General features: G+C 68.7%; 9 protein-coding genes. 4 read left to right on the top strand and 5 right to left on the bottom strand.

Features of this window, described 5'->3' with window-relative positions; all coding sequences use genetic code 11:
• Positions 1 to 290: 290 nt before the first annotated feature.
• The gene (locus M5E06_RS21810) at positions 291 to 926 is read left to right on the top strand and encodes a cold-shock protein (RefSeq protein WP_252139986.1); all 636 of its coding nucleotides are present in this window, start codon (positions 291 to 293) and stop codon (positions 924 to 926) included.
• Between the two features lie 72 nt (positions 927 to 998).
• Here the strand turns inward: M5E06_RS21810 and M5E06_RS21805 are convergent, their stop codons facing one another.
• The 3 genes from M5E06_RS21805 to M5E06_RS21795 are packed head-to-tail and all read right to left on the bottom strand — an operon-like array spanning position 999 to position 5,642.
• On the bottom strand, positions 999 to 2,723 hold the full coding sequence (locus M5E06_RS21805) for a ShlB/FhaC/HecB family hemolysin secretion/activation protein (RefSeq protein WP_252139985.1): 1,725 nt from the start codon (positions 2,721 to 2,723) through the stop codon (positions 999 to 1,001).
• Positions 2,724 to 2,755: 32 nt separating this feature from the next.
• Positions 2,756 to 4,894: an adenylate/guanylate cyclase domain-containing protein gene (locus tag M5E06_RS21800; protein ID WP_252139984.1), complete on the bottom strand. Its 2,139-nt coding sequence runs from the start codon at positions 4,892 to 4,894 to the stop codon at positions 2,756 to 2,758.
• Positions 4,895 to 4,919: 25 nt separating this feature from the next.
• Complete coding sequence (locus M5E06_RS21795) at positions 4,920 to 5,642, bottom strand: hypothetical protein (RefSeq protein WP_252139983.1); 723 nt, start codon at positions 5,640 to 5,642, stop codon at positions 4,920 to 4,922.
• A 300-nt stretch (positions 5,643 to 5,942) separates the two neighbouring features.
• On the opposite strand from M5E06_RS21795, the gene phoU reads away from it, so the two are divergent.
• From phoU to M5E06_RS21780, 3 genes are all read left to right on the top strand, one after another.
• Positions 5,943 to 6,713 (top strand): phosphate signaling complex protein PhoU, encoded by a 771-nt coding sequence (phoU, locus tag M5E06_RS21790; protein WP_252139982.1) that lies wholly within the window; start codon positions 5,943 to 5,945, stop codon positions 6,711 to 6,713.
• Positions 6,714 to 6,933: 220 nt separating this feature from the next.
• Positions 6,934 to 8,088: an ATP phosphoribosyltransferase regulatory subunit gene (locus M5E06_RS21785; RefSeq protein WP_252139981.1), complete on the top strand. Its 1,155-nt coding sequence runs from the start codon at positions 6,934 to 6,936 to the stop codon at positions 8,086 to 8,088.
• A 131-nt stretch (positions 8,089 to 8,219) separates the two neighbouring features.
• Positions 8,220 to 9,512, top strand: a complete 1,293-nt coding sequence (locus tag M5E06_RS21780) for an adenylosuccinate synthase (protein WP_109150000.1) — start codon at positions 8,220 to 8,222, stop codon at positions 9,510 to 9,512.
• A 76-nt stretch (positions 9,513 to 9,588) separates the two neighbouring features.
• Here M5E06_RS21780 and M5E06_RS21775 read toward each other — a convergent pair whose 3' ends face one another.
• Positions 9,589 to 10,293 carry an SDR family oxidoreductase gene (locus tag M5E06_RS21775; protein ID WP_252139980.1) on the bottom strand — a complete coding sequence of 235 codons (705 nt, stop codon included), beginning with the start codon at positions 10,291 to 10,293 and terminating at the stop codon, positions 9,589 to 9,591.
• Between the two features lie 93 nt (positions 10,294 to 10,386).
• A complete protein-coding gene (locus M5E06_RS21770) occupies positions 10,387 to 10,839 on the bottom strand; it encodes an RrF2 family transcriptional regulator (protein WP_085085625.1) in 453 nt (150 codons plus the stop codon).
• Positions 10,840 to 10,958 lie beyond the last annotated feature (119 nt).

Below are 10,958 nucleotides of genomic sequence, written 5' to 3'. Positions count from 1 at the left end.
CCGCACCGGAATTTCGTAGCGATCTTGACCGATTTTGTTTGTGAAACCGGAATATGAATGGCGATTTGGATTCACACTGCTTCGCTCGCGCAATGCGGGTAGGAGCGGATGCAAACGCAGTTCCGGCAATTGCGGAAAAGTTACAGGCCATCGCCGCGCTGGCCACTTTCTGGAATTTTATGATAAGCTTGCCACCGCCGGGGTCTTGTTCTTGGTCATACAGCGGTGCCGCGCCCAGTTCAGCGTCAGGGCCGCCCTTCCCCGGCTACAGGACGTGAAAGGGACCTGTCTTGAGCGAAGAGTTGAAGAACGTCACCGCGACGAACGTCACCGCGACGGTAAAGTGGTTCAAGCCGGAAAAGGGTTTTGGGTTCGTCCGCCTCGCCGATGGCTCCGGAGAGGCTTTCTTGCACGCTTCGGTCCTGGCCGCCGCCTCCCTGCCCAACCCGGTCGAGGGCACGACGGTCGTCTGCGACTTGGCCCAGGGCGCCAAGGGACCCCAGGTCGTCGCCATTCACTCCGCCACGCCGCCGGAAACCCCGCCGGCCCCGCGTGCCCGCAACCAGCGCCCGCCGCGCACCACCGCATCGGCCGCCCAGCCGATGGGCCAGCCCCCCGGCATGGGTGCACAGCCCGACGATGGCGGCGAGGGTTTCGCCCGTCCGCCCAAGCCGCCGCGTGAACGGCGCGAGCGTCAGGCCGAACCGGTCGGTCCGGCCACAATGGCCTACGGCACGGTGCGCTGGTACAATCTGGACAGCCAGTCCGGTCTGATCGAGCCGTGGGAAGATGGCGCGACCGTCTATTTCGACCGTGCGACCCTGCGCCAGTCGGGCCTGGACATCGTCGCCGACGGCGAGGACGTCCGCTATCTGGCCGTTGGGTCGGAGGATGCGCCGGTCGCCCAGCGGGTCGAACTGATCTGATAAAGGCATTGCCGGAAGCAGCCGCGCGGTGGCGTTCTCAAGCCAGCCGCGCGGCTTTCGGCGTGCGCAGACTCAGAACCGCGTCGAGAGTGTGAAGAAGGCGCGCGGGGCGCGATCCTGCGTGCTGAACGGCGTGGTGATGAAGGGCTTGGCAAGCTCAACGCTGGCGTCGATGCGCCGGAACACGCCAAACCGCAGACCGACGCCGGCCGAGGCGAGGGACCGGCGGCCGTGGCGCGTGCCGCCCTCGTAGTTGTAAACCGCACCATAATCGCCGAAGCCATAGGCGACCGCATAATCCAGCCCCTCCTCCTGGACCGGCAGGATGTATTGCAGTTCCGCCCGGCCGGCGAAGCCGCTGTCGCCGGTGATCTCCGACGGGTCGAAGGCACGGCCATACTGCTTGCCGCCGAGACCATATTCCTCCGACGAAAGAAGCTGGTCGGGGCTGTATTGCGCCTCGCCGGACAGGGCGAGGACCAGCGTGTCGGTCAGCGGCTGGTTGCGCTGGGCCGAGACCAGGAGCTTGCGGAAATCGCTGCGCCCGCCGCTGCGGGTCAGGTTGGCGCCGCCGGATTCCGTGGCGTTCAGGATGTCCAGGCCCTTGGACAGTTCCGCCGTCAGCAGGTTCGACCCGCCCCAACCGTCGGCGAAATCATAGGAGACGTTGGCGGAGACGATGCGCAGACGGTCCTGCGACAGCTTGTCGCCCAGCGCATCGGTGCGGCTATCGCGGATGGTGAAGCCAAGGCCGGCACGCAAGGTCTCCGTCCGGCTGCGGATGAAGGGATGCGACACCGCCACGCGGCCGGAGGTGGTCAGGCTGTAGAGGTCGAGCGGACGCACGCTGTCGCCGGGCTGCGACCAGGAGCGGCGGACGCCATACTCCACCGTCGTGCCTTCCGCATCGACCGGCACCAGTTGTCCGACGTCGAAGAAGCGCAGTTCACGGATCTGCGGGGTGACGATGCCCTGGGCGGTGGTGCGCTCGAACAGGCCGAGCTGGTCCTCGACGCTGGCGACGCCGGTCAGCTGAAACGGACCGATCGAGCGGGTGCCGCGGTTGTCGAGCGACAGGAAGCCGTTGAGGGGCGTACGCTCCAGCGCCAGCGTCAGGCGCGAGGCGCCGGGGGTGTCCGGCGACGCCTCCAGCACCGTCTTCACCGCGACGCCGGGCAGGTCATCGGCCAGCAGGACATAGCGCTCCATATCCGCCATGCGCAGCGGACGGGAGGCCTTGATCTTCTCCCCCATCCGCCGCAGCAGGCCGAGCCGGTCGGTCGCCTCGCCCTGGACGACCACCTCGTCGACATAGCCCTCCACCACCTGCAGGCGGACAACGCCGTCACGGATGCGCTGGGCCGGCACCACCGCCTGCGACAGCACATAGCCGTCGTTGCGGTAGCGGGCGGTGATGGCGTCGCGGATGGCGTAGAGGTCGGCCAGGGTGATCGGCTTGCCCAGCTTGTCGCGCCACAGAGCGGACAGGCTGTCGCTGTCATAGACGCTGTTGCCGTCGATGCGGATCTCGCTCAGCGTCAGGGTGATGCGCTCTGCATCGCGGGGCGGCGGCGCCTTCTCCGGCGCCGGCATCTCGATCTCCGGCTTGGATTGCGGCACGGCCGGCCGTTCGAAGCGCTGATCCAGCCGGTTGGGGTCGAGCGAGGGCGGCAAAACCGGTGACAAAACCGGCGGCACCGACTGGGCCAGCACCGGCAGCGGACCGGCGACGCCGGCCAGCAGCAGGGCGGACAGGCGGGCGAGCCGATGCAGGCGTCGCGGCACGGGAGTGGGCATGGCGGTTCGGGACACGGCTAATCGTCGTCCGGCTATTTGTCGGTGAGGGCGGTGACGCCGGCCCAGTCCGGCTCGGGCGCAAAACCGATGCGCTTTTCCGCCTTGTGCAGCATCGCCAGGGCGGCGCCGTCGGTGGCGACCAGGGCGCGGAAGCCGGCGGCGGCGGCCTCGAACCGGCCGGCGCGCCAGTGGTCGAGGGCGATCGCGTAGGCGGCGCGCTGAGCGCGGTCCTCCGGATCGGCGCGGCGGCTGTCGGACAGCGGCTCGAACACCTCGACCGGTTCGCTGCGGCCGACGACCTGCACGATGTCGAGCGCGCGGAAGGCCTCCGGGTCGCCGTGATGGCGCATGGTCTCGCCGCTGACCATCAGGACGGTGTTGTAGTATTTGTTGGCGCCCTCCAGCCGGGACGCCAGATTCACCGTGTCGCCCATCACCGTGTAGTTGAAGCGGCGGGGCGAGCCAATGTTGCCGATCAGCGCCGGGCCGGTGGCGATGCCGATGCGGTTGGAGCCGCGCCCGCTGGCCGTCGCCAGCAGGGTCGGGTCGTCCGCCATCGCCTGACGCATCGCCAGGGCGGCCGCCACCGCGGCGCGGGCATGGTTGTCGATGGCATAGGGGGCGCCGAAGACCGCCAGCACGGCGTCACCGATGTATTTGTCGACGAAGCCGCCATGCGCCTCGATGATGTCGGTCATCACCGTGAAATAGCGGTTCAGCACGGCAACCAGGGCTTCCGGCTCCATCCCCTCCGACATCTTGGTGAAGCCCGCGATGTCGCAGAAAAGGATGGACAGGTCGCGCTCCTCGCCGCCCAGGCTGGGCGACTGGCCCGACGCGATCATGTCGTCGATCAGCGACCCCGGCAGGTAGAGCTTGAAGGCGTTGCGGATGTGCCGCTGGTCGCGGTCAAGCACGGCGAAGCGCAGACCCAGCGCCAGCGGGAAGACCAGCAGCGCCGCCAGTGATGCCTGCAGATAGGGCAGGGCCAGCCCGCCCTGGAAGGCCTCCACCGCCACGCCGCTCCAGCCCGCCAGCAGCAGGAGCAGGCCGAATGCCGCCACCGGCGGCCGGGTCGCCAGCGTCACCAGGGCGGCCAGCCCGGCCAGCAGCAGGACCAGCGCCACGCCGGTCGGCCGGCCGGCCTCCGCCAGCGCATCGTGCGCCATCAGGTTGGAGATGGCGGCGGCATGGATGTAGACGCCGGGGATGCTGTCGCGGGTGCGGCCGGCAACATACAGCTCGCTCATCACCGGCAGGGCACAGCGTTCGGGAAGATTGACCCCTTCCGGCTTGGTGACCCAGCGGTTGGAGGAGAGCTTGCGGTCCTCCACGTCCAGCACGGTGCCGACCATCACCGCCTTGCCCTTGAAGTGGCTGGCGAAAAAGTCGGTCTTGCCGGCCTCGGCACAGGCATACAGGTCGGCCAGCGAGTAGGTCGGGATGGCGCCCGGCGCGGTCGCATGGTTGACCAGCAGCCGGTTGCCCTCCCCGCCCGGAATCCGGTAGCCGGCCATGGTGGCGGAGCCGTCGGCCCCCCGCTCCAGCGGCACCTTCAGCGCCCGCGACGCCACCTCCACCGCCATGCCCGGCTCGGCCTTCGGCTTGCCGTCGGGACCGGCCACGGTCAGCGTCAGCGGAACGCGGCGCAGCACGCCGTCCGGATCCTCGACCAGATTGACCGAGCGGACATTGTTGACCCCAGCGGCGATCATATAGCCGCGGTAGGGCATCAGCGGATCGCTCTGATGCTGCACCTTGGCCAGCACCAGCCGCCCTTCCTTGCCGCCACGGCGCAGGGTCAGCAGGTAATCGCGCTCGAATCCGGGGATCAGCGTCTCGACCGAGGTCGGGTGGACGAGGTCGAGGCCGATTGCCGCCGCCCCGCCGTCCAGCATGGCGCCGAGCACGGTGCCCAGCCGCGGCCCCCACAGCGCCTGCGGCGTGCCGGCGAAGGGCGGGCGGCGGTAGGTCTCCTCATCGATGCCGACCACCACCACCGGCGACGGGTCGGGAGCCGGGCGGGGGCCATGCAGCCGCTCCCGCAGCCAATAGAGGCTGTCGATCGACGGCCCCTGCAACGAGGATGAGGCCGTCAGCACCAGAAGCGATGCTACGACCGGCGCCACCGCGCCGAGCAGGACCAGCCGGACGCGCCGGGGCAGCCTCATCCTCTTCAACGGTCGTACCCGCCGCTCAGAAGCGGATCAGGCGGCCGAGCGCCGGACCGCCGCCGGCCGCGGCCTTCTCGTCGATCTTCACGATGAAGGACTTCTGCCCGGCGGAAACCTTGTAGAGGCCGCCCGCCTCCAGCCCACTGCCCTTCTTCGCTGTGTCCAGCGTGGTGCCGGGGACATTGACCGTGGTCAGTGCGATGCCCTGCACGTCCAGCCGGTCGATGGTGACGGGGCCGGGAGCCGACAGGATCAGCACCGGATGGGTCTTGAACAGGGTCAGGTCCGGCTTCGGCAGCGGCGCCTTCATGCCCGGCAGGGCGATGGGCGCGCTGCGGAAGACGGTCACCCCCGCCTTGCCCGCTTCGTTGGAGGCCAGCAGCAGCTTGCCGCCGTCGCAGGGCAGCGTGTGGCGGTCGATGCTGCCGCCTTCCACCGCCGACTCGCGGGCGCCGACCGTCACCGATCCGCCGGTGATCGTCTCGTTCACGCAGGATTCCAGATAGCTCAGCGTCAGCGTCTGCCCGGCCTTCAGCGCCACGGTGCGGCCGGTTGCCAGATAATCCATCGGCTGCACGCCGTCGACGCCATCAGACACATCCTCAACCAATGCGGTGGGAGCGCCTGCGGCCGGAGCCGGATCGGCGGCGAGCGCCAGCGGCGACGCAGCCAGCAGAAGCAGGGACCCTGCGGCGATGGCGCGGCCGGGCATCCGAAGGACAGGCATCTGGAACGCGACGGACATGGAAAACGGCCTCCCGGTCAGTGCAGGGGGGATGTACCCCATGCGGACGGTTTCAATACGGCTCCGTACCCTTTAGCGAAGTTACCGAGTTACTTCAAATCCAATACGTCGCCGGCAGCCAGGGTCACAGCGATAGCGCCAGTAAAGACCGGCCGTCCAGGCGACACACGATTGTCAAGGAAGTGAAATAAACCCGCCACACCGGCGTCATGACCACAGGCTAATATACACGTCCCGCGCGTGGCGGCCCTGCGGGCTGTGGCGGACGGACCGGATATCATTGGAGCGTCGCGACCGAACATGGGCACCGAACACATCGTCCGCTCCTTCGCGCAGGAATTGCAGCGCCTGTCCAACCTCATCACCCAGATGGGCGGCGTGGCCGAGGCGCAGGTCGAAGCGGCGGTGAAGGCGGTGACCCGCCGCGACGTCGGGCTAGCCTCGCAGGTGATGCAGGCCGATGCCCGGCTCGACGCCTATGAACGCGACATCGACGCGGAGGCGGTGCGGCTGCTGGCCCTGCGCCAGCCGATGGCGCAGGACCTGCGCGAAATCGTCTCCGCCCTGAAGGTCTCCGCCGACCTGGAGCGGATCGGCGACTATGCCGCCAACATCGCCAAGCGGTCGCTGGCGCTGGCCCAGGTGCCGGTGGTGCGGCCGGCGGCCGGCATCCCGCGCATGGGCCGGCTGGTCGAGGCGATCCTGAAGGAGGTGCTCGACGCCTATATCGAGCGCGACGTCGACAAGGCCATCGCCGCATGGGAACGCGACGAGGAGTTGGACGACCTCTACACCAGCCTGTTCCGCGAGGTCCTGACCTATATGATGGAGGATCCGCGCAACATCACGCCCTGCACGCATCTGCTGTTCATGGCGAAGAACCTGGAGCGCATCGGCGACCACGCCACCAACATCGCCGAGATCATCCATTTCCTGGTGGTCGGCTCGCCGCTGACCGTGCTGCGCCCGAAGAACGACGGCAGCAGCTTCGCCGTGGTGTCGCCGGCCGCTCCGGACATCGACCTGCCGCTCCCTCCCGACGAGGACGCCGGCCCGGCCGACGCCGGCTGAGTCCCGCCCTCCCCGCCCGCCTGCGCACTTGCCGACCCTCCCTTCGGCAGCGACACTTTGCCCGTCCCCCTGCGACGGATCCGCCCGCGCAGGGGAGATACCGCCACCGTGCGGGGCTTTTCCGTTTGCATGCGGCGCGGGGGTCGGGTATTAGCCCGCCCCGTGTGCCCGACATTCGCCGCGGCATCCCTGTCCCTGCCTGCAACGAGACACGCTGGTCATGCCCGCCGACGCACTGAGCTCCGCCCTGCTTCCCGCCGGACTGCACGACGTGCTGCCGTCCGAAGCGGCGCATGAGGCGGCCGCCGTCGAACGCCTGCTGGCGGAATTCGCCGCGCAGGGTTACCGCCGCGTCGATCCGCCGCTGGTCGAGTTCGAAGAAAACCTGCTCTCCGGCCCCGGCGCGGCGATGTCCAAGCAGACCTTCCGGCTGATGGACCCGCATTCGCAGCGCATGATGGCGGTCCGCGCCGACATCACCCCGCAGATCGCCCGCATCGCCACCACCCGCCTGAAGAACGAGGCCCGGCCGCTGCGCCTGTGCTACGCCGGGCAGGTGCTGCGGGTGAAGGGATCGCAACTGCGCCCCGAACGCCAGTTCACCCAGGTCGGCGTCGAGCTGATCGGTGCGCTGGAGGCGGAGGCCGACGCCGAGGTGGTGCTGCTGGCCGTCCAAGCGCTGACCGCCATCGGCGTGCCGCACCTGTCGGTCGACCTCTGCGTGCCGACCATGGTCTCGCGCATCTGCGCCGGGCTGGGCCTGGGCGAGGATGAAATCCGCGAGCTGCGCGCCGCGCTCGACCGCAAGGACTCCGCCGCGGTGGCGGCCGTCGGCGGCCCGGCGGCCAAGTTGCTCGAAACGCTGATGAGCGCCTCCGGTCCCGCCGACCGCGCCATGCAGGCGCTGGCCGCCCTGCCGCTGCCGGAGGGCGCCGAGAAGGACCGCCGCCGGCTGACCGACACGCTGGCCTTGCTGCGCGCGGCGATGCCGGACCTGACGGTGACCATCGATCTGGTGGAGCACCGCGGCTTCGAATACCAGACCGGCCTCAGCTTCACCCTGTTCTCCCGCGCGGCGGGCGAACTGGGCCAGGGCGGACGCTACCGCGCCGGCGCTCAAGGCGAGGACCGCGGGGAGCCGGCGACCGGCTTTACGCTCTACATGGACACGCTTCTGCGCGCGGTTCCGGCGGCCAAGGCCCCCGGCCGGGTGTATCTGCCGCATGGCAGCGGTTGGGAGACGGCGCGCAAGCTGCGGGCCGACGGATGGGTGACGGTCGCCGGGCTCGCCCCGGTGGCCGATGCGGCCGCGGAAGCCAAACGGCTCCAGTGCGGCCATTGGCTGGCCGGCGGGGACGTCAAGCCGGTCGGATGACCCTGGGTTCAAACGACTTGGGTTCAAGCGAGTTGGGTTCAGGGTGAACGGCCCCCCACGCCGCGCGGATGGTGCCCTGCGGTGGATCGGGCGGTTGAGCGGTTCCTTTTGAAGTTTTGCGGAGACGAGAGATGGCCAACGTTGCGGTGGTCGGCGCCCAGTGGGGCGACGAGGGCAAGGGCAAGATCGTCGACTGGCTGTCCAGCCGGGCCGATGTGGTGGTGCGCTTCCAGGGCGGTCACAACGCCGGCCACACGCTGGTGATCAACGGCGTCGAATACAAGCTGAGCCTGCTGCCGTCCGGCGTGGTGCGCCAGAGCAAGCTGTCGGTCATCGGCAACGGCGTCGTCTTCGACCCGTGGGCCTTCATCCGCGAAGTCAACGCGATCAAGGAAAAGGGCGTCTCCGTCACGCCGGAAAACCTGATCGTCGCCGAAAACGTGCCGCTGATCCTGCCGGTGCACAGCGCCCTGGACAAGGCGCGCGAAGAGGCCAAGGGCGCCGGCAAGATCGGCACCACCGGCCGCGGCATCGGCCCGGCCTATGAGGACAAGGTCGCCCGCCGCGCCATCCGCCTGTGCGACCTGACCGACGACGCCGTGCTGGTGGAGAAGGTCGACGCCCTGCTCGCCCACCACAACGCGCTGTTCCGCGCGCTGGGTGCGCCGGAGATGACCCCGGCCGACATCCTGGATCCCCTGCGCGAGATCGCCCCGCAGGTCCTGCCCTACGCCGCCGTCGTCTGGAAGCAGTTGGACGAACTGCGCCGCGCCGGCAAGCGCATCCTGTTCGAGGGCGCCCAGGGCACGATGCTGGACATCGACCACGGCACCTATCCGTACGTCACCTCCTCCAACACGGTGGCCGGCAACGCCGCCGCCGGCAGCGGCATGGGCCCGCGCGCCGTCGGCTATGTGCTGGGCATCTGCAAGGCCTACACCACCCGCGTCGGCTCCGGCCCCTTCCCGACCGAACTGCTGGACGACATCGGCGAGTTGATCGGCCAGAAGGGCAAGGAATTCGGCGTGGTCACCGGGCGCAAGCGCCGCTGCGGCTGGTTCGACGCCGTCATGGTCCGTCAGGCGGTCAAGACCGGCGGCATCGACGGCATCGCCCTGACCAAGCTGGACGTGCTGGACGGCTTCGACGAGATCAAGGTCTGCGTCGGCTACAAGCTGGACGGTAAGGAGATCGACTATTACCCGTCGAACGCCGGTTCCCAGGCCCGCGTCGAGCCGATCTACGAGACCTTCGAAGGCTGGAAGGACACCACCCGCGGCGCCCGCTCCTGGGCGGAGCTGCCGGCCCAGGCCGTCAAGTATGTCCGCCACATCGAAGAGCTGATCCAGGCCCCGGTCGCCCTGCTGTCGACCAGCCCGGAACGCGACGACACCATCCTGATGACGGACCCCTTCTCCGACTGATAAGGCGGGGAGTTCCCAAGCAAAAAGGGCCGGCATTTCGCCGGCCCTTTTTCGTTTCCGAACCTATGCGCCCGGATCAAACCGAGCGCGTCAGCCCGCCATCGACCCGGATGTTCTGGCCGGTGATGTAGCCGGCGCCCGGCGAGGCCAGGAAGGCCACCGTCGCCGCGATCTCGTCGCTGCTGCCGTAGCGCTGCATCGGCACGCTCTGGCGCCGCTCCTCGGTCCCGGGCAGGCTGTCGATCCATCCCGGCAGGACATTGTTCATCCGCACATTCTCCGCCGCATACTGGTCGGCGAAGATCTTGGTGTAGGCGGCCAGCCCCGCCCGCGCGACGGCGGAGGTCGGGAACATGGCGCTCGGCTCGAACGCCCAGGCGGTGGAGATGTTGACGATGGAGCCCGCCTTCTGAGCCACCATGATCGGCGCCACCAGCCGGACCGCCCGCACGACGTTGAGGAAATAGACCTCGATCCCGCGGTGCCAGTCCTCGTCGCTGATCTCCAGCAGGGCCCCGCGCGGACCATGGCCGGCGCTGTTGACCAGCGCGTCGATGCGCCCCCAGCGCTGCATGGCGGCATCGACCAGCCGCTTCAGGTCGTCGTTGGACTGGTTCGACCCGGTGACCCCGATGCCGCCCAACTCATCGGCCAGCGCCTCGCCCTTGCCGGAGGAGGACAGGATCGCAACCTTGAATCCGTCGGCCGCCAGCCGGCGCGCCGATGCCGCCCCCATGCCGCTGCCCCCGGCCGTGATGACGGCCACCTTCACCTCTGACATCCCTATCCCTCCCTGACAAATGGTTGGGCCAACCATACGGGAGGGCTGCCCGCCGCCTCAAATGCGATTTCAGCGGGGCGGCTGGCGGGACGGTCAGATGTCGAAGTTGGCGGCGATGCTGCCGGTGGACTGGCGGTGGCGCAGGGCGTCGGCCAGCGTGCGGTTGTCCAGCACGGAGGCGGTGGCGTCGCGGACCTGCAGCATCAGCCAGCGGACCGAGCAGGTCTCCGTATCGATGCAGTCCTCGCACGGCTTGAAGGATCCCTTGCTGGCGCAGGGGAGCGGGGCGAGATGGCCGTCGATCAGGCGAATCACCTCGCCGAAAGTGATCTGTGCGGCGGGGCGGGCCAGCCGATAGCCGCCGCTCTTGCCGCGCTTGGCGAACAGGATGCCTTCCTTGCGCAGCTCGACCAGAATCGCTTCCAGGAATTTGCGCGGGATGTTCTCGCGCTCCGCGATGTCGGCGATCAGGATCAGGTCGCCGGTGTCCTTCTCCGCCAGCATGATGAGGGCACGCAACGCATATTTGGCTTTCTGCGACAGCATTCCGGCGGAATCCGTTTATTGCGGCGGCGGATGGTTGGTCCACCCCCGATCTAAAGCTTCGGTGGTTAACATTTCGTACCGGCCCGGTATTCCACCCAAAGGCGTGCTCCCGCCGGACG

Source organism: Azospirillum sp. A1-3 (genome assembly GCF_023806445.1).
GTDB lineage: Bacteria > Pseudomonadota > Alphaproteobacteria > Azospirillales > Azospirillaceae > Azospirillum.
This window is presented reverse-complemented; position numbering and strand designations above follow the sequence as displayed.

Bases quoted from the DNA above. Each gene is read 5' to 3' on its own strand.
- M5E06_RS21805 (WP_252139985.1), bottom strand. From the start codon at position 2,723: ATGCCCACTCCCGTGCCGCGACGCCTGCATCGGCTCGCCCGCCTGTCC.
- M5E06_RS21800 (WP_252139984.1), bottom strand. From the start codon at position 4,894: ATGAGGCTGCCCCGGCGCGTCCGGCTGGTCCTGCTCGGCGCGGTGGCG.
- M5E06_RS21795 (WP_252139983.1), bottom strand. From the start codon at position 5,642: ATGTCCGTCGCGTTCCAGATGCCTGTCCTTCGGATGCCCGGCCGCGCC.
- phoU (WP_252139982.1), top strand. From the start codon at position 5,943: ATGGGCACCGAACACATCGTCCGCTCCTTCGCGCAGGAATTGCAGCGC.
- M5E06_RS21785 (WP_252139981.1), top strand. From the start codon at position 6,934: ATGCCCGCCGACGCACTGAGCTCCGCCCTGCTTCCCGCCGGACTGCAC.
- M5E06_RS21780 (WP_109150000.1), top strand. From the start codon at position 8,220: ATGGCCAACGTTGCGGTGGTCGGCGCCCAGTGGGGCGACGAGGGCAAG.
- M5E06_RS21775 (WP_252139980.1), bottom strand. From the start codon at position 10,293: ATGTCAGAGGTGAAGGTGGCCGTCATCACGGCCGGGGGCAGCGGCATG.
- M5E06_RS21770 (WP_085085625.1), bottom strand. From the start codon at position 10,839: ATGCTGTCGCAGAAAGCCAAATATGCGTTGCGTGCCCTCATCATGCTG.